The sequence below is a fragment of the Alcaligenes sp. HNGD-HTN06 genome (assembly GCF_049932565.1).
GTDB classification, from domain to species: Bacteria; Pseudomonadota; Gammaproteobacteria; order Burkholderiales; family Burkholderiaceae_B; genus Alcaligenes; species Alcaligenes ammonioxydans.
In genome coordinates this window covers 764,426-784,549 of sequence record NZ_CP187782.1, presented here as the reverse complement: position 1 = coordinate 784,549, position 20,124 = coordinate 764,426, and the positions used below count along the sequence as shown (strand labels likewise).

The 20,124-nt window shown below is 57.9% G+C and carries 17 protein-coding genes and 1 tRNA gene; 7 read left to right on the top strand and 11 right to left on the bottom strand.

All coding sequences use genetic code 11. The annotated features are described in order from the left end of the window. Positions 1 to 11: 11 nt before the first annotated feature. The 3 genes from ACOZ42_RS03630 to ACOZ42_RS03620 all read left to right on the top strand — a co-directional run bounded on the left by ACOZ42_RS03630 (position 12) and on the right by ACOZ42_RS03620 (position 2,639). A complete protein-coding gene (locus tag ACOZ42_RS03630) occupies positions 12 to 1,058 on the top strand; it encodes an aminoglycoside phosphotransferase family protein (RefSeq protein WP_003803501.1) in 1,047 nt (348 codons plus the stop codon). Beyond that, a complete protein-coding gene (gene murU, locus ACOZ42_RS03625) occupies positions 1,058 to 1,768 on the top strand; it encodes an N-acetylmuramate alpha-1-phosphate uridylyltransferase MurU (protein WP_301606834.1) in 711 nt (236 codons plus the stop codon). Before ACOZ42_RS03630 ends, murU begins: the two co-directional genes overlap by 1 nt. A gap of 163 nt (positions 1,769 to 1,931) precedes the next feature. Continuing rightward, entirely contained in the window at positions 1,932 to 2,639 is a 708-nt protein-coding gene (locus ACOZ42_RS03620) for a DUF6776 family protein (protein WP_003803505.1), read from the top strand. 114 nt (positions 2,640 to 2,753) lie between these two features. Here the strand turns inward: ACOZ42_RS03620 and glnQ are convergent, their stop codons facing one another. From glnQ to mnmD, 9 genes are all read right to left on the bottom strand, one after another. Then, positions 2,754 to 3,482, bottom strand: a complete 729-nt coding sequence (glnQ, locus tag ACOZ42_RS03615) for a glutamine ABC transporter ATP-binding protein GlnQ (RefSeq protein ID WP_003803507.1) — start codon at positions 3,480 to 3,482, stop codon at positions 2,754 to 2,756. Continuing rightward, positions 3,479 to 4,258, bottom strand: a complete 780-nt coding sequence (locus ACOZ42_RS03610; protein WP_003803509.1) for an ABC transporter permease subunit — start codon at positions 4,256 to 4,258, stop codon at positions 3,479 to 3,481. The genes glnQ and ACOZ42_RS03610 overlap by 4 nt, the downstream gene beginning before the upstream one ends. Before the next feature lie 172 nt (positions 4,259 to 4,430). Continuing rightward, complete coding sequence (glnH, locus tag ACOZ42_RS03605) at positions 4,431 to 5,162, bottom strand: glutamine ABC transporter substrate-binding protein GlnH (RefSeq protein ID WP_407927744.1); 732 nt, start codon at positions 5,160 to 5,162, stop codon at positions 4,431 to 4,433. A 226-nt stretch (positions 5,163 to 5,388) separates the two neighbouring features. Further along, positions 5,389 to 6,180 (bottom strand): MetQ/NlpA family ABC transporter substrate-binding protein, encoded by a 792-nt coding sequence (locus ACOZ42_RS03600; RefSeq protein WP_003803512.1) that lies wholly within the window; start codon positions 6,178 to 6,180, stop codon positions 5,389 to 5,391. A gap of 50 nt (positions 6,181 to 6,230) precedes the next feature. Further along, positions 6,231 to 6,890 (bottom strand): methionine ABC transporter permease, encoded by a 660-nt coding sequence (locus ACOZ42_RS03595; protein WP_003803514.1) that lies wholly within the window; start codon positions 6,888 to 6,890, stop codon positions 6,231 to 6,233. Then, positions 6,887 to 7,897, bottom strand: coding sequence for a methionine ABC transporter ATP-binding protein (locus ACOZ42_RS03590; protein WP_003803516.1), 1,011 nt, complete (start codon positions 7,895 to 7,897; stop codon positions 6,887 to 6,889). Before ACOZ42_RS03590 ends, ACOZ42_RS03595 begins: the two co-directional genes overlap by 4 nt. A gap of 248 nt (positions 7,898 to 8,145) precedes the next feature. Further along, positions 8,146 to 8,221: transfer RNA gene (locus ACOZ42_RS03585), tRNA-Lys, on the bottom strand. 257 nt (positions 8,222 to 8,478) lie between these two features. Next, the gene (locus ACOZ42_RS03580; RefSeq protein ID WP_059318806.1) at positions 8,479 to 10,647 is read right to left on the bottom strand and encodes a glycoside hydrolase family 31 protein; all 2,169 of its coding nucleotides are present in this window, start codon (positions 10,645 to 10,647) and stop codon (positions 8,479 to 8,481) included. A 151-nt stretch (positions 10,648 to 10,798) separates the two neighbouring features. Next, on the bottom strand, positions 10,799 to 12,664 hold the full coding sequence (gene mnmD, locus ACOZ42_RS03575; RefSeq protein ID WP_426345554.1) for a tRNA (5-methylaminomethyl-2-thiouridine)(34)-methyltransferase MnmD: 1,866 nt from the start codon (positions 12,662 to 12,664) through the stop codon (positions 10,799 to 10,801). A 132-nt stretch (positions 12,665 to 12,796) separates the two neighbouring features. Between mnmD and ACOZ42_RS03570 the strand changes: the two genes are divergently transcribed. Continuing rightward, entirely contained in the window at positions 12,797 to 13,660 is an 864-nt protein-coding gene (locus tag ACOZ42_RS03570; RefSeq protein WP_426345553.1) for an inositol monophosphatase family protein, read from the top strand. Between the two features lie 143 nt (positions 13,661 to 13,803). Here the strand turns inward: ACOZ42_RS03570 and ACOZ42_RS03565 are convergent, their stop codons facing one another. Beyond that, on the bottom strand, positions 13,804 to 15,501 hold the full coding sequence (locus ACOZ42_RS03565; RefSeq protein ID WP_131071326.1) for an AMP-binding protein: 1,698 nt from the start codon (positions 15,499 to 15,501) through the stop codon (positions 13,804 to 13,806). 80 nt (positions 15,502 to 15,581) lie between these two features. Between ACOZ42_RS03565 and ACOZ42_RS03560 the strand changes: the two genes are divergently transcribed. The 3 genes from ACOZ42_RS03560 (at position 15,582) to mgtE (ending at position 18,813) form a co-directional block, all read left to right on the top strand. Continuing rightward, a complete protein-coding gene (locus ACOZ42_RS03560; protein ID WP_131071325.1) occupies positions 15,582 to 16,781 on the top strand; it encodes a M20 aminoacylase family protein in 1,200 nt (399 codons plus the stop codon). 184 nt (positions 16,782 to 16,965) lie between these two features. After that, positions 16,966 to 17,310 carry an acyl-CoA thioesterase gene (locus ACOZ42_RS03555; RefSeq protein ID WP_003803527.1) on the top strand — a complete coding sequence of 115 codons (345 nt, stop codon included), beginning with the start codon at positions 16,966 to 16,968 and terminating at the stop codon, positions 17,308 to 17,310. A 21-nt stretch (positions 17,311 to 17,331) separates the two neighbouring features. Further along, positions 17,332 to 18,813: a magnesium transporter gene (mgtE, locus tag ACOZ42_RS03550; RefSeq protein ID WP_003803528.1), complete on the top strand. Its 1,482-nt coding sequence runs from the start codon at positions 17,332 to 17,334 to the stop codon at positions 18,811 to 18,813. 272 nt (positions 18,814 to 19,085) lie between these two features. Here the strand turns inward: mgtE and ACOZ42_RS03545 are convergent, their stop codons facing one another. Further along, positions 19,086 to 20,000 (bottom strand): DUF1932 domain-containing protein, encoded by a 915-nt coding sequence (locus tag ACOZ42_RS03545; protein ID WP_426345552.1) that lies wholly within the window; start codon positions 19,998 to 20,000, stop codon positions 19,086 to 19,088. Positions 20,001 to 20,124: the final 124 nt, after the last annotated feature.

Here is a 20,124-nt window from a genome sequence, read left to right as displayed (position 1 = left end):
TCCTTTTATTTATGTCTGCTTCTATTTCTGCCGCTGCCGATCCTCGTTTGCAGCAAGCGATCACCTGGCTCAACACCCTGAAAACCCAATTCGGGCTGGATCTGGACAGCCTGCAAGCGGCCTCCAGCGACGCCAGCTTTCGCCGCTACTTTCGTTTGCAAGCCCAGAACCGCAGCCTGATTCTGATGGACGCGCCCCCTGCAACCGAAGACTGCAAGCCCTTTGTACAGGTCACCCAATTGCTGGCCCCGACGGGCATCCATGTCCCTGACATCCTGGCCGCCGATACCGAACAAGGCTTTTTGTTGCTCAGTGATCTGGGCCAGGACAACTTCCAGACCGCGCTGAAAACCCCCATGCCCCAAAGCGAGCTGGACAAACTGTACCGCAGTACGCTGTTGACCCTGGTGAAACTGCAACAAGCCGACACCACCGGCCTGCCGCCCTACAACGAACAGCGCCTGCTCGAGGAGCTGCAAGTCTTTCCCGAATGGTACGTACAAAAGCATCGCCAGTTCGAACTGAGCGAAAAAGACCATAACATGCTGCGCAAAACCTTTGCAGAGCTGGTTCAGGCCAATGTACAAAGCGCTACTGTACTCGTACACCGGGATTTTCACAGCCCCAATCTGATGATGCCCCTACCCGGCCAGACTGAGCCGGGCGTCATCGATTACCAGGATGCGCTGGCTGGCCCCATCACCTATGACATTGCTTCGTTGGTCATGGACGCACGCGTCACCTGGACCGAGGAACAGCAGTTGGACTGGGCAATTCGCTACTGGCAGGCGGCCATGGAAGCGGGCCTGGACGTCCCTGCTGACTTTGCCGTGTTCCACCAGCAATACGAGTGGATGAGCCTGCAACGCAATCTACGTATTTTGGGCGTATTCGCCCGCCTGTCCCTGCGTGACGGGAAGCATCACTATCTGGACCACATGCCACGCCTGCTGGGCTACGTTCATCAGGTTGCCAGCCGCTACGAAAGCTTCAACGGCCTGCTGCGCCTGCTCAACCGTCTGGAAGGACGCCAGACCGTTTTGGGCATGACCGTCTAATGCGTGCCATGATTCTGGCAGCCGGTCGCGGTGAGCGCATGCGGCCCTTGACCGATACCTGCCCCAAACCCCTGATTCCGGCAGGTGGCCAGCCCTTGATCGTCTGGCATTTGCGGGCTCTGGCCAAAGCCGGTTTTCGTGAGGTCATCATCAACCACGCCTGGCTGGGTGAGCAGATTGAATCCACCCTGGGCGATGGCAGCCAATGGGGACTGCACCTGAGCTACTCCCCTGAGCCATCGGCTCTGGAGACAGCCGGTGGTATTGCCAAGGCGCTTGATTTTTTCCAGGGTCAGCCTTTCTTGCTGATGAATGGGGATATCTGGTCAGACTGGAACCCGGCGCAGGCTTTTGCCATGGCCGAGCGCCTGCACACAGGCCCGGAACTGGCCTGGCTGGTTCTGGCCCCGAACCCGCCCCACCATCCCGATGGGGACTTTGGCATGCTGGATGGTCAAGCGCACCTATGCGCCAAAACCTGCGCAAACGCCCAGAGTGCCACACTCAGCGGCATCGGGGTCTACAAGCCCGAGCTCTTTGCGCAGTTGCCCAAAGGCCAGCCAGCCAAAGCAGCTCCGCTGTTGCATGCGGCCATCGCACGAAAACAGGTATTGGGTACTCTGCATGCAGGCTTCTGGATGGATATTGGCACCCCCGAGCGCCTTGCACAGTTAAACCAATACTTGGAATCGCGGGCACCCTCACAGTAAACTGAGATTTCCCGGCTAGCTGGCAGACGTTTCCAAGCACAACAAAGGGCAACAAAGCCAGCTAACCGCGCCTTCCTCGCCCCAATGACGTCTATGCTAATGGGTTTTGTAATCAGGACTTGAGCTGTCTTGAGTCCCTTGTCTGACAGGAACGTCTGTTCTCATGCTTGGTTCCTCCAAACGCACCGTATTCAAGCCCACCGCCTACGGCTCCAGCCGTCGAAAACGCCGCATCCCACGCTGGTTTGTCCTGCTGCTGACCGGTATCGCCCTGGGCGCCGGCGGCCTGCTGTTCTTGCAACAAAGTTATGGCCCCACACGTCTGACCGTGGAGCAGTCGGAACAGCTGCACTATGATCTGAACAGCGCCAATGCTGAAAAGCAGCGTCTGCAAGCTCAGTTGAACCAGACCAGTCGTGAACTGGAGGACGTCAGCCAGAAAGAGGACAGGCTGGATAAACAGACCAGCGAGCTGCAGGCTATGGTCGCCAAGCTGGAAAAAGACATTGCCTTGTTTGCCGATGCCATGCCGCCCGACCCACGGGGCACCTCACCCGGCATTCGCGCTGCCGAGTTCACCGTCCAGGACGGCCAGTTGAATCATTTTGTACTGCTGATGCAGGACAAGGGCAAAGAGACCGAATTCAAGGGCACCATGGAGTTTGTCGCCGCCGGCCGGTACAGCAATGGCCGCTCCGGCAATGTGGACCTGCCCAGCCAGACGGTCAGCGTGGGCCGCTATGCCTACATCAACGGTACTGCAGAGCTGCCCGCGGGCTTTACGCCCCGCCAGGTCACCATCCGCATCAAACCCGACGGTGCGAACCGCGTGGTTGCCACGCGTACGATCTACGTGACGCCTTCTCGCTGAGCATAGGCTCAGCTTGACGCGTGCAGGCTGCACCGTCACCAAAAAGCCCTTCGGGCATCTGGCTCAACTGCCAATATGCCGAAGGGCTTTTTTGCGGCCATCCTGCGCGGGGCTTTAGGCCACGTGTTGCAGGAAGTCCTTCAAACGCTGGCTGGGAGGATGGCTGAGCAGCTCGGCCGGGGGGCCGTCATGGGCCACCCGTCCCTGATCAATAAAGATCAGGCGGCTGCCGACACGACGTGCAAAATCCATCTCATGAGTCACCACCACCATGGTCATGCCTTCCTCAGCCAGCAATTGCATGACTTTGAGCACTTCCTGGCGCAACTCCGGGTCCAGCGCGGACGTCGGCTCATCAAACAGCATGAGTTTGGGCTTGATGGCCAGGGCGCGGGCGATGGCCACCCGCTGCTGCTGGCCACCGGACAACTCGTTGGGATAATGATTGACCCGCTCAGCCAGCCCCACTTTGGCCAACAGATCCAGGGCTTCCTGACGTGCCTGGGCTCGACTCGTTCCTCGCGTATGAACCGGGCCGAACATGACGTTCTCCAGAGCGCTCATCTGCGGGAACAGATTGAACTGCTGAAACACCATGCCCGCTTCCCGGCGCAGTTCGCGCACCTGGGCCGCCGTCCCGTTGACACTCAAACCATTGACGACAATATCACCGGCCTGGATATCTTCCAGCTTGTTGATGCAGCGTAAAAAAGTCGACTTCCCCGACCCGGAGGGGCCGACCACGACAACCACCTCGCCTTTATCAATCTGCAGACTGATATTGTCGAGCACGATATTGTCTCCAAAGCGCTTGGTTACTTCCTTGAACTCGACAATACTCATACGATCCTCATGCGGTGTTCAATCAACTTCAAGGTCAGGGCAATCAAGCCAGTCAGGATCAGATAGATCACGGCAACCGCTCCCCAAATTTCCACAGAACGAAAGTTGTTGGCAATAATCTCCTGGCCTTGACGAGTCAGCTCGGCCACCCCAATCACAATAAACAGCGAGGAGTCCTTCAAGCTGATAATGCATTGGTTGCCCATGGCCGGAATCATGCGGCGAAATGCCACCGGCCCAATGATATGGCGCAAAATTTTGTGAAACGGCAGCCCCATTGCCTCACCGGCCTCTTTCAGCCCCTTGGGCACGGACTGCAAGGCCCCACGCACAATCTCGGCAATATAAGCTCCCGAATTGATCATCAGGGTAAAGATCGCTGCCGTCAGGCCATCAATACGAATATTGGCCAGCATGGGCAGGGCAAAATAGATGAACATCACCTGTACGACAATCGGGGTGCCTCGAATAATCAGCACATACAGCTGACACAGGATAGAGAGCGTCAACAGCAGATAACGCCTGAAAAAGCCCAATAGCGACACGGCAAGTACCACTTGCAGCGAGGTCCAGACCCAGGCGGGCACAAAACTCAACCCGTTATCCATCAGCCAGGACAGGCCCTTGAGCAAAAAGCCGAGCACAAGCAGCCCCAGCACAAACCAGGCGGCCCGGCGCCAGGTGACCGGCACCCGCACATAGGTGGTAATCACCCCGGTCAAAAAACCCAATATGGCGCCGCCCACCAAACCCGACAGGGTGATGAGCAGCGTCATCTTTGTTCCTTCCAGAAGGCTGGGTAAGGCCCCCCAGATAGCGTCCCATTCAAAAGTCACCGTGCTACCTTTGTCTTTGAATAAACGCCCACAACAGAGCGTCAAAAAATAAAGCGGTGATCCCGTTACGACACGCGATCACCGCCTGGCATGCGTTTGGCTCTAGGCCTGTTTAATCAGGCTGCTTGCCAAACCATTTCTGGTAGATTTTGTCGTAAGTGCCGTCGGCCCGAATATCTTTCAATGCCTGGTTTACAACAGGAACCAGTTCGCTGTCTTTGGGAAACGCAATACCATAGAAGTCGCCACTTTTCACCGCGCCGGTAACTTTCACACGATCCTTGCCGCCGGTCTGAGCGTAATACTGCACGTTTGGTGTGTCATGCACCACGGCATCCACCCGACCTGTGGCCAGTTCCAGGAAGGCATTATCGATATTGGGGAACAGCTTGAGCTTGGCAGTTGGCACCGAACGCTGCATGAAGTCTACGGTGGCAGTCCCAATCTTCACCGCAACCGTCTTGCCTTCCAGATCGGAGGCGGACTTGATGGCGGAGTTATCCGTGTTCACCAAAATGGCCAGACCGCTCTCGTAGTAAGGATCGGAGAAATCAATGACTTGCTTGCGATCGTCCCGGATGGTTATCCCTGCCAGCGCCGCATCCAGATTACGGGTTTGCAAACCTGGGATAATGCCGTTGAAGTCCATGGGCTGAAACCGGTAATTCAGATTGGCTTTTTTCGCGATGGCATCCCACAAGTCGATGTCAAAGCCGGTGTACTTACCGTTTTGCTTGAACTCAAAAGGCACAAACGCCGTATCGGTTGCGACCACCAGCTCTTTGCCTTGTTGCGCCAGGGCCTGCCCCGCGGGCAAAGCCAACGCCAAGGCCAAGCCGGCCATCAGGGTTTTCATTTTTTTATTGAACATCCGTTACTCCTCTGTAGGGACTGACCCACAATCAGCCAGTTCGATGTTTACCCAAGTCTGGCACAGGCTCATGACCTGCCCCAGCGTTGATCTATGCTACCCGAAGCGGACTGCTTCTTTGGCTTTATGTGTTTTAAAAAAAGAAAAACCTCGGGAAATCCCGAGGTTTTTTGTCCAGACAGTCCTGCCAAAACCCGGCTTAGAACGCAGGAACAATCGAACCTTTATATTTGTCGGCGATGAACTTTTTCACGTCCTCGCTGTGCAATGCCTGGATCAGCTTGGCCACCCGTGGATCGTCCTTGGACTTGGCAGCCACGGCGATCAGGTTGGCGTACGGCGAATCAGCGCCTTCAATCACCAGCGCATCCTTGGTGGGATTGAGGCCGGCTTCCAGGGCGTAATTGGTATTGATCAGGGCAATATCCACGTCAGCCAGAACGCGAGGCAGCGTCGCGGCTTCCAGCTCCTTGAACTTCAGCTTTTTGGGGTTCTGATCCACATCACGCGAGGTCGCCAAGATGTTGCTAGGATCTTTCAGCGTCAGCACACCCGCCTTTTGCAAGAGCAGCAAGGCACGCGCACCATTGGAAGGATCATTGGGGATCGCCACCAGCGCGCCTTCTTTCAACTCGTCCAGACTCTTGATCTTGGTGGAATAAGCACCAAAGGGTTCAACGTGAACAAGGGCCACCGACACCAGATCGGTTTTGTGCTCTTTATTGAAGGTATCCAGGTAAGGTTTGTGCTGGAAGAAGTTGGCATCGATATGACCGTCAGCCACTTGCTGGTTGGGCTGCACATAATCGGTGAACACCTTGATATCCAGGTTCACGCCTTCTTTGGCCAAAGCAGGCTTTACAAACTCCAGCAGTTCGGCGTGCGGTACAGGGGTAGCAGCGACCGACAGGGTCTCGGCAGCTTGGGCCACGCTGGCCAGCAGAGCCGACACGGACAAGGCCAGAACGGGAACAAATTTCTTCAAAGACATGAGCGACTCCAGTTTCAGAAAGGCAGGACGATAACCACCACTGCCGGGACTTATTTTCGGCTCAAACGAGCCACCATGGCGTCTCCAAACACTTGCAGGAGTTGCACCAGCACCACCAGGATAGCCACGGTAACCACCATGACATCCGTTTGATAACGTTGATAACCAAAGCGCAGCGCCAGGTCACCCAGACCGCCGCCCCCAATCACACCAGACATGGCTGAATAGCCCACCAGGGCAATGGCAGTCACGATCAAGGCCGCCACAATCCCCGTGGTCGCCTCCGGCAGCAAGGCCAGCAAAACCGTCTGACGGGAGTTGGCTCCCATGGCGCGACAGGCTTCATTGACGCCGGGGTCCAGCTCACGCAGGACGTTTTCCACCAGACGGGCAAAAAACGGCGCAGCACTTAAGACCAGCGGCGGGATCGCCCCCTGCACCCCTAAAGACGTACCGGCCAGAATGCGGGTCAAAGGGATAATGACGATCAAGAGAATCAGAAACGGCACCGACCGTAAAATGTTCACAATCAACGACAAAGTCTGGTACACCCAGGCGTTGTCCAGCATCTGCTTGCGACTGGTCAGAAACAACAGCACGCCAAGGGGCAAACCAATAATGGCGGTAAAGCCCAGCGAGATACCCGTCATCAACAAGGTATCGATGGTGGCTTCACCAATCAGCGCCCAATCCAAATTGCTAAAGTTCATGGTCGCAATACCTCAAACTGCACATTCAATTCATCCAGCAAGGCATCCAGCCCTGCTTTGGCCTGAGCATCCCCTTGCACCGCCACGACCAACTGCCCATAAGGCTCGGTTTTGATACGGCCAATGGCGCCTTGCAAGATACTGACATTCAGGCCCAACTGGCTGGTAATACGGCTGATCAATGGCTCGGTAGTGGCCACCCCACGCACACTCAGGCGCATGACACTGCCAGGTACACCTTCTGCCAAGGCAAGCCAGTCGTCGATATTCACTCCACTTTCACTGAGCAAGGACTGGGTGGTGGGATGATGCGGGTGCAAGAACACATCCAGCACTTCGCCACATTCCACAATCTTGCCAGCATCAATCACGGCCACCCGGTCGCAAACCGAACGAATCACATCCATGCCATGAGTAATAAGAACGATCGTCAGTCCCAGCTCTTGGTTGATCTGGCGCAGCAAACGCAGGATGGACTGGGTGGTTTCCGGGTCCAGTGCCGAGGTGGCCTCGTCACACAACAAAAGCTGTGGACGATTGGCCAGGGCACGCGCAATACCGACACGTTGCTGCTGCCCGCCCGATAACTGACGCGGGTATTTGTTGGCGTGGTCCTTCAAGCCCACCAGCTCCAGGACTTCCAGAGCGCGCTGTTGGCGTTGGGCACGCCCCACCCCGGCCAAACGCAAGGGAAAACAAACATTATCGAGAACGGTACGGGAATGAAGCAGATTGAAATGCTGAAATACCATCCCCACGCCTTGCCGGAAGGCGCGCAACTGTGCGCCCGAAAAACGCGTGATGTCCTGGTCCTGCACCCAGACCTGGCCCGAGCTGGGTTGCTCAAGCAGATTCAACATGCGGATCAGCGTACTTTTCCCGGCACCCGAGCGACCAATAATACCGAAGACCTCTCCTTGGTGAATCTGCAAGGAAACGTCGTTCAAGGCGTGAACGGTCTTGCCTGCCAGGGAATAGGTTTTTGAGATGTGTTCAAGACGAATCAAAATGAACTCAGCCTAGTTAGTCAGTCGAGTTATAAAAGCCTGAGCTGTAAGCGAAATTTACCATAAAGCAAATTTGGCGATGACCAGATAGATATAACCCATGGAAATATTGAAACCATACTGAGGGCTGCACTGTATAGCAAGATTTCCGACCGGCCAATGCGCGCGGATGTGACCTTGGCTGTGCAAGGCAAGCGCCCAAAGAAAAAGGCCGCTAAGCGCGGCCTTGTTTCTACGTTTCAGTGTAGTGGTGGGTCGTGCGCGACTCGAACGCGCGACCAACGGATTAAAAGTCCGCTGCTCTACCGACTGAGCTAACGACCCCCTACTGAAAGATGAAATTATGTCCTGATTCCGAACTCTCGTCAAGCACTAAATGCAAAATAATGCGCAAAAAGGTGATTTTTTTTAAAACGACCTGAAAATGAAGGCCGCGAGGCCCTTTCCCACCCCACTTTTGCCTGCCGCAGAAACAAAATCTGAACATGAGCTACCACTCAGCCATAAAAAATGCCTCCCGATACTGAGGTCAGACCTCAATGCCGGGAGGCATTCCAAGACGATTCAGATTCGTCTAGCGCTTAACGGGCGCGAGAAATACGAACCTCGGCGCCACGGCGTTTGACTTCCAAGCCCTCAGACGGCAGGATCTTCAACCCTTCCAGCCCCTTGATATAGCTGGACCCCTGCATCTGCATGACGCGAATCTTGTTGCGCATCACAACCGGGCTGTGCTCGGGCATGCCAAACATCCAGACCTCGTCGAGCAAACGCGCCGAGTTGAACTCGGAGGTGTGCTTGACCACCGGCCCCAGACACAACATATGGCCTTCGCGGCCAAAGACCGGCAAGCGATCCAGACCCACCGTCATTTTCAGGGTCGTGCCACCTTCGTAACGCCAACCCGTGCTCAGATCCCACCAGGCATCGCCTGCAGGCAAATAGACCTCAATATCCTGACCAGGCTGCAAAACAGGTGCCACCAGCAAGGCCGGCCCCAACAAATACTGGGTATCCCACAAGCGGGCCTGAGCATCGGCGGGGAAACTTTGAGCCATGGAACGTTGCACCGGCAGACCGGTACGCACGGCGTCCTCAATAATGCCCAGCACATAAGGCACCAGACGGAAACGCCACTCCAGCCAATGCGCAACCAGCGCCTGCGTTTCCTGGTCAAATGCATCTGGACGCAGCGCAGGGACCCCTTGCAGGCTGAAATTGGCTGAAAAGACCGACATCGCCAACCACCGCAGGTACAGCTCAGGCGTCATGGCATCGGTGGGCGCTGCCGCATTGCCCCAGCCATGAATCTGGATGGGCACGCCACTATTACCGGTGGCCAGAGCCGACTTCAACGACTGGGTCAACCCGGCCCAGGTGTTATCGACCTGAGGCCCCAACTGCCAGGCAAAGCGTTGGGAGGACGGACTCAGGTCGCGGCTGGCTACGACTCCTTCTTGCGGCGTCTTGTGACCGGCAACCGCGTCAAACAAAGCCTGACGGGCCAGCACAGGGTAAATCGCACGCAACAAAGCGCCGGACTCGCCACCACGGCTGGTGATGGCATCAGGAATCTCAAAGCGGGCATTGCACAACACCGCCCCCAGGCCATCATCGACCATCTGACGCTGACGCTCGGCCCACATGCGGAACACGTCCTTGTGAGTCAGGTCCAGCAAGCCGTAGTCACGGCCACCGCTCAGCTCGTCACCGGGGAACACATGGGCGCAACCGTCATCATCATTGATGAGCAACCAGCCGCGGTCTTCCCACTCTTCAAACAAGCTGGTGCCGGCCAGCACACAAGGGCGCGTCCAGGCAGCCAGTTGCAACTGGTCGTTTTGCAAGGCCGAGAAGGACTCACGGGGATCGGCCATGCGTGCCGCGTCCCATTCCAATGTGGGCTTGTCCTGTTGAAAATCGTAGGGCTCCGGTGGCGGCAGGACAGCCACATCCAGGGCAATGCCCTGTTCGCGACACTGACTGGCCAGCTCACGCAAGGAGGTCACGTCCCGAGCCTGGGCGCCATCCAGCCACAACCCCATCGGCGTGACACCCGGCTGGCCGGCTCGTCCCGTCAGGGCCGAATACTGATTGATGATTTCGCTGGGATCGCCCAAAAACAGGAAAAAATCCAGGTCGGCGGCATGGACACGAGCACGATACGCATCCAGATCGTGCTGCCCCAGATCGTGTTCAACCCGCTCGAACGTATTGATGTACAGCCCCCAGCCCTGAGTGCTCCAGAGCAAAGGCAGGCTGCGATCTTCCGGACGATCGGAGTCAACCGTTTCCTCGCGCCGGTCCAGCTCACCGAGGGTTTCGCCCAGACCATACAGGGCGTCTTCCTCGGCCAGGGCCAGATCCAGTTGCCAGCATGGGCTGGGCTCTTGGACAAAGGTCAGCGGTTGCGCCGCACTGCTCAACAGCAGTTGCTCGCCCCGCCGGACCTCAAAGCGCCAGGGGTTGGACTGAATATGCAAGGCCACTTCGCCTTGCTCAATCCGCCACCCCGAATCGGCAGCTTCCAGTTGAAACTCGCTGACCGCCTCGTGGCGGGCCAGCAGCATGTCGCCCAAAGCTTTGGCACGAGCACTGAGCTTTTCGTTATCCAGCCGGGCCAGTGGCATACAGCGGAAACGAAAAACACCCGGCGCATGAGCTTCGATACGCAGCGCAAAATCGGTTTCGACAAAAGCGAAATCGGCCAGGGCCGGTTTCGTCGTCAACAAACTCAGATGATTAAACAATTGTGTCACGTCGTCAGAGTGGAGCGAACGGCACGATGCTGATCGCAGGGTCACGCTCAAGATTACTTAACAAGGTCACTATTTTGACGTATTTGCGCTACAAAGGAAAATGTTGCTTCAAAATTCGTCGAAATAAATCGAAAGACTGACCTTAGCGAGGTAGGAGGGCTTGCTCCAAACGCCGCTCCAAAGGAACGGGTTCCTCTAGACAATAGGCGGCAAACAAACTGGCTGCCAGCAGGCTCCAGCTCAAACCACGCGAGCCGTAAGCCGCAGCCATAAACAAACCGGGCTGCCCCGGCACAAAACCCATCACAGGCAAATGATCACTTAATGCACAGCGCCAGCCAGCCCAACCCTGCTCGGGCAAATCCCCCCCAACCGCGGGATTGGCCAACATGGCAGACACTTTTTCTATATTTTGCGCATGCCCCAGGCGACTGATCTGAGCAGCGTCACCAGAACGCTCGTACGTGCTGCCGATAACCTGGCCGTAAGAATCAACCGGCAGGATATAGCCCTGGCCGCTTAAAGTCACCTCCCCACGGGTCAAGGACTGCCCAGGAGGCAGATAGCTGACCTGTCCGGCCAGACGCTGCATGGCCATGAGCCTGGGCATGAGGCACTCGGTCAACAGTTCGGCTGGCAACACGCTCAGGCTTTGCGCCGCTGCCGCCACCACCACCCGATTGCTGCTTTCCAGGCAGTCCCCGTGCTGATTGCATACTTGCCAGACACCGGGTTCGTGTCCGGCACGCAAAAAGACCCGCTCTGGCAAGCACTCAATCAAGGGATGATCGAGCAAATGAGCGACCAGTGCCCCGGGGTCAAGCACCATACCCTGCGGAAAATACAGGCCGCCACGCTGCAAGGGCACGCCAGCCAGTGCGGAAGCCTGCTCACGATCCTGCCAATGCACCCAGTCCGGGTCCAAAGCCAAACGGGCCAAGGCTTGCTGAATCTCGGCATCGCCGTTGCCCGCCTGCCCAAATACCAGCGTGCCGACCCGACGGGGCCGGGCAGCCTGCGGCAGTGTTTTCCAACCCTGCCAGACACGCAGCACGGCATTGCGGCTCAACCGGGCCAACGGCGCGTCATCCAGCGCAAAGACCGGCGAGATCGCGGCCAGACGGTGACCATGGTGACTGGCATCCAGCCCCTTGCTCAACACGGGGTCACACACCAGAACGGGCACCCCTTTGCGGGCCATTTCCCAGGCGCAGGCGGCCCCCGCCAAACCGGCCCCCACCACAAGCACTCGCCCCTGCGCACTTGGCACGGGACGGCGGCGCCCCAGATGTGAACGCAGACGGGCGCGTATCGTGCACCATTTCCCACCTGCTCCCGGCACCTTCTCCACCTCGAAACCAACTGAGGCCAAGTCCCGGCGTACCTGCCCGGCACAGCACCAGGAGGCCGCCGTGGCTCCCGGCGCCGCCAGACGGACCAGTTGTCCGAGAACCGTACGTGACCACATGGACGGATTGCCGCGAGGCGCGAAGCCATCCAGATAAAACGCATCCGCATGGCACTGCAGCTCACGCATCATGGTGTGCGCCTGCCCGAACGCCAAGGTCAGGGTGACTTGTCCCTGATCCAGCTCCAGACGGTGTATCCCCGGCACCAAAATGGGCCAGGAAGCCAAGAGCTCCTGAGCCAGCGCCTGCAGCTCCTGGGGCAAGCGCTCGTATAAAAGAGCCAAATCAGAGCGGTGAAAAGGATGCGCCTCTACCGATACAAAGTGCAGTCTGTGGCTTCGCTGCGGGTCCTGCCGCCACGCCTGCCAGGTCGCCAGAAAGCTGGCCCCCAGTCCAAAGCCGGTTTCACAAATCGTAAACTGGGCTCGCCCCCGCCACCGTTCAGGCAGGCCATTACCTTGCAGAAACACCCGCCGCGCCTGCCCCAGCGGGCCATCGGCCGGATGATACGTGTCCTGATAGACCGCGCTGACGGGTACGCCCTGCTCGTTGAACGCAAGGACGGCAGGCAACAAGGGCTCAAACGCAGAGGCAGCCATTAATTTCCCCGCCCTTCACAACACTCATACACGCTCGAACCCCTTAAACTGGCCTTAATCAAACTGACACCAACAAACACGTACAATAAAAAGTCTTTGCTTCTGACTTTTCTTTTTTAGAACCGGATTGCCATGCCATTGTCACGTTTACCGCTCAGCGCCTGCCTGGACGCTGCCGTTACCGCAGCCCATGCCGCCGCCGCCATTTTACAAGCCTATGCGTCGGACCGTAGCGCTTTGGTGATCAGCAGCAAAATGCACAACGACCTGGTGTCGCAAGCGGATCACGAAGCGGAACAGGCCTGCATCAGTGTACTGATGGAGCGCACCCCGGACATTGATATCGTGGCCGAGGAAAGCGGCGGGGTGAATACGGGACGCCCCACCTGGTATATCGACCCGCTCGACGGCACGACCAACTTTCTGCATGGTATCCCCCACTACGCCGTATCGGTCGCCCTGATTGCACCTGCCGGCACGCCCATGGATAACGGCATTCTGGCGCAGGACACTCCGGTCATTGCCGTGGTCTACGACCCCAACCGCGAAGAACTGTTTACTGCCATGTACGGGGTGGGTGCCTGGCTGAACGGCAGCCGCATTCAGACGTCATCCTCGCAAAAGCTGGCCGACTCGGTCCTGGCCACCGGCTTCCCCTTTCGCGACTTCTCTTTTTCCGACCAATACATGCCCGGCCTGAACGCCGCCATCACGGGCAGCCGCGGGGTACGCCGCATGGGGGCAGCCGCCCTGGATCTAGCCTGGGTTGCCTGCGGCCGGTACGACGGCTACTGGGAGATGGGCCTGGCGCCCTGGGATGTTGCCGCTGGCACACTGCTGGTACGCGAAGCCAAGGGCGTATGCCAGGATTTGTATCAGGAAGAGCCCTGGCCCGTCAGTGGTCACGTCTACGCGGGTAACGCCCATATAGCTGATGAGTTGCTGGCCATGGTGAGCCCTTCGCTGACGCAGCGTCCCGTCAAACCTGCCCCTTAAGCTGCGCAGGCACCGTGCCCCCTCGTGAGCGGGACGGATCACATTAAAAAACAGCGGCCCCATTTGAAATGGACCGCTGTTTTTCCTCTAGGGGTAGGCTGTCCCCACGCTGCACGGCGGACACCCATCACGAACCTGCCATGTCAGGCTTGCGTGTTGGGCTTGATCTCTTCATCTCTCAGAACACGTCGCAAGATCTTGCCCACATTGCTCTTGGGCAATTCGTTCCGGAACTCGATAATCCGGGGACGCTTGTAGGCCGTCAGCCGTTCTTTGCACCACTGTTTGATATCCGCTTCTGTCAGGGACGGATTGCGCTTTACCACGAAAAGCTTGATGCTCTCGCCACTGTGCTCACTGGGCACCCCCACAGCGGCCACTTCCAGCACATCCGGATGAGCGGCGACCACTTCCTCAATCTCATTGGGGTAGACATTGAAACCTGACACCAGAATCATGTCTTTCTTGCGGTCCACCAGGCGAATGCGCCCTTGCTGGTCCATCACGCCAATATCTCCGGTTTTCAGAAATCCATTGGGCGTAAAGACATTCGCTGTTTCTTCGGGCTGATTCCAGTAGGCGGACATCACTTGCGGCCCTTTGACGGCCACCTCCCCCTGCTCGCCCATCGCCACAGGCTGGCCCTGTTCATCGAGCAGCAATACATCGGTAGAAGGCACGGGGAAACCGATGGTTCCGCTGAAGTCACGCGAATCCGTGGAGTTCACCGCCACCACCGGCGAGGTTTCCGACAAACCATAACCTTCGATCAAAGGGCAGCCTGTCACCGCCAGCCAGCGCTCGGCCACCGTCTTTTGCAGCGCAGCCCCTCCGGCCAGGCACAGCTTGAGCTGATCAAAAGGAAGGCTGCGAAACTTCTCATGATTGGCCAGGGCGTTAAACAGGGTGTTCACTGCGGGAACAACTTCAGGTGGATTGCGCTTCCAGGCCTTGAACACGGAATTGAGATCACGCGGATTCATCACCAGCACCATGTGCATACCCGCATACACGGCAAACAGCCCGCATACCGTCAGCGCAAAAATATGATAGAGCGGCAGGGCCACCATCATGGTGTAAGCAGGACCTTTAAAATCGCCCAACGCGGGAAAGCCGACCGCCTCGACCTGTAAAACGTTAGCCATCAGATTGCGTTGACTGAGCATGGCGCCTTTGGGGCGCCCGGTGGTGCCCCCCGTGTATTGCAACAGCGCCAGATCGTCAGGCTTGGCTGCTTGCCGGTACAGGCTCGCTTGCCCGCCCTGCTCAAGCACGGCCTGCAGGCGCTGCGCCCCCGGCAAGGAATAAGGGGGTACCATGCGTTTCAGATAGCGCACGGCAAAATTCACCACACTACCTTTGAACCCCATCAGATCGCCCACGGTACTGAGCACAACATGGGCCGGTCTGAGTTTGGCCGGAACCTGTTCGAGCACATGCGCAAAGGTTTCCAGGATCACGATGACCTGAGCCTGACTGTCGGCCAGTTGGAACTCCAGCTCGCGTTCGGTGTATTGGGGGTTGGTGTTCACGCCCACCATGCCTGCCCGCAGGGTTCCCAGCAAACAAATCAGAAAAGGCAAACCATTGGGCAGCATCAACATGATGCGGCTGCCGCGCTCCAGACCTTGTGCCTGCAACCAGGCGGCAAAGGCATCGGCCCGGCGGTCCAGTTCGTCGTAGGAAATATCGTGCCCCATAAAGGTCAGCGCCGTCCTGTCCTTATGCTTTTTAATCGCAGCATCCAGACAATCGATCAGGGTCTGCCCGGCCCCCAGCTGAATGTCGTGGGGCACGGAGGCCGGATAATGCTCGAGCCAAGGTTTTTGCTGAGTATCCAAGGGCTTGTCACCTAATACGTGTTTATTTATGGTTAACTCTACTCTACTTTATTGTTCAAGCCCAAGGACAAGCCCGCATCATGAAGCTGTTTGAACCCATTTCCACCTGGTCCCATGAAATTGCAGCCATACGGCGTGATCTGCACGCCCATCCCGAGCTGGCTTTCGAGGAAAACCGGACGGCCGATCAGGTCGCATCCTGGCTGGAGAAATGGGGCATTCCGGTGCATCGGGGCCTGGGCGTCACAGGCGTAGTGGGAATTCTGGAAGGCACAGGCGGCCAGGGCCCGTCCGTGGGACTGCGTGCCGATATGGACGCCTTGCCCATGCAGGAACTGAACGAGTTTGAACACAAAAGCCGCCACGATGGCAAGATGCACGCCTGTGGGCACGATGGGCATACCGCCATGCTGCTGGGCGCAGCTCGTTATCTGGCTGAGCACCGCGATTTCGCGGGCACCATCTACCTTATTTTCCAGCCGGCAGAGGAAGGCTTTGGCGGCGCACGGGAAATGATCAAGGACGGCTTGTTCAAGCTGTTCCCCATGCAGGCCGTCTTTGGCCTGCATAACTGGCCCGGCATGCCAGCAGGCAGCTTCGGGGTTTTGCCAGGCGGCATGATGGCCTCGAGCAATACCTTTGAAATTCGTATTGAAGGCAAAGGGGCCCACGGTGGGATGCCCCACCTGGGCGTGGACCCCATCATGGCGGCCGTGCAACTGGCGCAAAGCCTGCAAACCATCGTCAGCCGCAATGTGGACCCACTCGAGCCCGTGGTGCTGAGCATTACCCAGATTCATGCTGGCTCTGCCGACAACGTCATCCCCAACGACGCTGTCATGCGCGGCACCGTACGCACCTTTTCCAACGAAGCGCTGGATCTGGTCGAGACCCGCATGCGCGAACTGTGTGAACAACTCTGCGCCGCTCAGGGTTGCAAGGCCGAGTTTGACTTTGACCGCCGCTACCCACCCACCATCAATGATCCCGAACAAGCGGCCTTTTGCGCGCAAGTCATCCGGGAACTGGTCGGCCCCGACAAGCTGCGCCAGGACATTCGTCCCTCCATGGGGGCCGAAGACTTCTCCTTCATGTTGCAGGAAGTCCCAGGCTGCTATGTCTGGCTGGGCAATGGCGAGGGCGAACACCGCAGCCCGGGTCACGGCATCGGCCCGTGCATGCTGCACAACGGCAGCTACGACTTTAACGATGCCCTGATTCCGGTCGGCGCCAGTTACTGGGTCAAACTGGCTCTGGACTGGCTGGCCCAACACCGTTGACGCTTTAACAAATGTTTCATAGCGGGCCTAAAGCTTGCCGTTACAATGGCAGGCTCTATTGCTGAGGGCAGCCACCCCGCGCGACGGGCATCAGTGCCCCACCCTTTCTTCCACTACGGGAGTCTTTGTGACTACATCAAGCAACCTTTCTTCGCTTCCGGACGGAGCCCCCACCTTGCGCGTCATGCCCATGCCTACAGACGCCAATATTCACGGTGACGTATTCGGTGGCTGGATCATGTCCCAAGTGGACATTGCCGGCGCGATTCCTGCAACACGACGCGCTCAAGGCCGGGTTGCCACCATCTCGGTGAATGCGTTTACCTTCAAGCAACCCGTGTTTGTGGGTGATTTGCTCAGCTTTTACACGGAAATCATCAAAACCGGCCGCACTTCCATCACGGTTTCGGTGGAAGTGTACGCGGAGCGCAAACGCCTGCAACTGGAAACGGTCAAAGTAACGGAAGCCACACTGACCTACGTGGCCACCGATGACGAGCGCCGCAGCCGTCCGCTGCCCCCTCTCTAAGTATTCGTAACAGGCAGGCCTATGCAGGAAAACCTGGTACCCCCCACTTCGCCCAGCGACACCCCCAAACCGCGCCGCCTGGAGCCCGAGGATGCGCAACAGGCGCTGTATCGCCTAAAGAACATCCTGAAGCGCCAGGAGGTCGTCGAATCACTGGCCCAGCGTCAGTTCGAGGACGACGACCGCTCCAACCTGCTTGAGGGTCTGATCCATCGCCAGCATGAAAGCGAGATCAAGGCCATCCTCAATGATCTGCACCCGGCCGACATCGCTTTTATCCTGGAGTCCTTGCCCGAGCTGGAACGACAGGCCATCTGGCAGTTGGTGGACGCCGAACACGATGCGGACGTGCTGCTGGAAGTGGCGGATTGGGCACGCGAATCGCTGATTCGCTCCATGGATACCGCAGACCTGATCGCTGCCGCCGGCAATATGGATGCCGACGAGATTGCTGATCTGGTGCCCGACCTGCCGCCCGATGTGGTGGCTGCCGTGCAACGCGGCCTGACGGATGAAGAGCGTGCGCAGCTGATTGAAGCCATGGGCTACCCCGAGGACACGGTGGGCGCCATCATGGACTTTGACATGGTGCGTGTGCGTGAGGATGTCACCCTGGAGGTGGTCCTGCGCTACCTGCGCCGTCTACAAGAGCTGCCAGACCACACTGACCAGATTTTTGTGGTGGACCGCGCCGATAAATTGCAGGGCACCCTGTCCCTGACCCGCATGCTGGTCAGTGAACCCGAAACGCTGGTGTCCTCGGTCATGTCCACCGATTATCTGACTCTCAATCCCCTGGACTCGGACTCGGATGCGGCCGGGGCTTTCGAGCGCTATGACCTGGTCTCGGCCCCGGTCGTCGACGATATGGGCCGACTGATAGGCCGAGTCACCATTGACGAAGTGGTGGACGTGCTGCAAGAAGACTCCGAAGAGCAAGCCTTGTCGCGTGCAGGTCTGCAAGAGGATGACATCTTCTCGCCCATCCGTACCGCCATCCGCAACCGGGCCCCCTGGCTGCTGATCAATCTCTGTACGGCGGCCACTGCCTCTTTCATTGCGTCGCGCTTTGAGGACACCGTCAGCCACATCGTGATCCTGGCTTTCCTGATGTCGATTGTGGCCGGGATTGGCGGCAACTCCGGCAACCAGACCATGACGATGATTATTCGTGCCATTGCGACGGGCCGTGTCACCGGTTCCAACGTCCTGCCGCTGATCAAGCGTGAGTTGCTGGTGACCTTTCTGGTCGGCGTCTGTGGCAGTGCGGTAACGGCCTTTTTTGCCTGGTTTATCTCCGGCTCGATTGCGATTGCCGCGGTGATGATGGCCGCCATGATCGGCAATATGCTGATCGGCGCAGCACTGGGCGTGATGATCCCGATTCTGCGTGATCGCTTCGGCAATGATCCCGCCGTGGGTTCCTCGGTACTGCTAACCTTCGCAACGGACTCGCTGGGTTTCCTGCTGTTCCTGGGATTGGCAACGGTATTCTTGCTATAAATCGCCAGCAGGCACGATTAAAGAAACCGGCTTCTGGCCGGTTTCTTTATATCGGCATCAAAGGAAATCAATCACGTCTTTTAATCGTTTGGTCCAGGGAAATCTGAACATCCAAACACTGGTATGCCCGATTATCGGGGCGTCGGCGTGTCAGCTTCCAGTATGTTTACTTCATTTCCTTAGATACAAGCTCTCTACCCTTCCGGTGCAAGCCTTGATGACCAATCCCATAAAGTGTCTCAAACCCAGAGGCGACGCATCCGACAGGAGCGCTAAACAGGTTTTCCAAGCAACGACGACCGGGGAGACGAGCAAAGAGCCTCTTCCAGAAACACCTCCAGACTCTCCTCCGTCCCTACGGCCTGATCTCTTTGCAAAGACGCTGTCTGCGCTGTGTGCTCAAAGAAATCCAATACGCCATTGGTCACCCGTGGCGCAATGCCAGCCAGTTCCAATTGACGACGTACTTGCAGAACCTCATCACGACGGCGCACACCATGCACCAGGTGGCTGCGCAAGCAAGACTCCATAAAGTCCTGCAAGCCACGCTGGTTCAAATCCTCCAGCACTTCGTACAGCTCGGCTCGCAAACCCATGCGTTCGGCCAGCATCAGACTTTCAATCCCCAAGGCTTCCAAGCCCTTGGTCATGAGGCTACGCAGTAACTTAAGGCGCATCGCATCTCCGGCCTGTCCCGGCAAAACACGCACAGGAGCGCCCTGAGCCCGCCAGAAAGCCGCAGCCCTGCCAGCCCCCTGCCCGGCGGCCAGCAACGCCGTCTGAGCGCCTGTAGCGGGCACTGAGCCCATAATCGCCAGATCAGCCAACTCAACACCGTACTGCTGCGCCAGGACAGCCATGCCTTCCATGTCCTCAGGTTCAGCAGTACACAAATCCATATACAAGGCACCGGTCGTCAAGCAGGGCATGACCGCGCGGGCAACGGCGCCAGCCTGCGTCCCTGTAACGGCTGACAACACCCCGTCCAAATCCCGCCAGCGCGCATCTGCCTGCCGGCACAGCTGCGCACCCAATTGCTCGGCCAGCTCACGGGCAACTGCACTTTCGCGGCGCACCAAGATAAACGGAACCTGTACGCCAGCCGACGTCAGGGCTGCGCCATAAAAATGCGCCACCTCACCCGCCCCGACCAGGGCGACACGATGCAATAAGGGAGTTGTTGTCATAGAAAACACACGGAGAAAACGAGAAGTGACAGCCGTCTTTAGTCGGCTGCAGGCTGTAGCTTAACGGTAAAACTTCCCTGAGGGCCAAGAGACATTCAAACGCAACGTCGCCGCCCGGATCGCT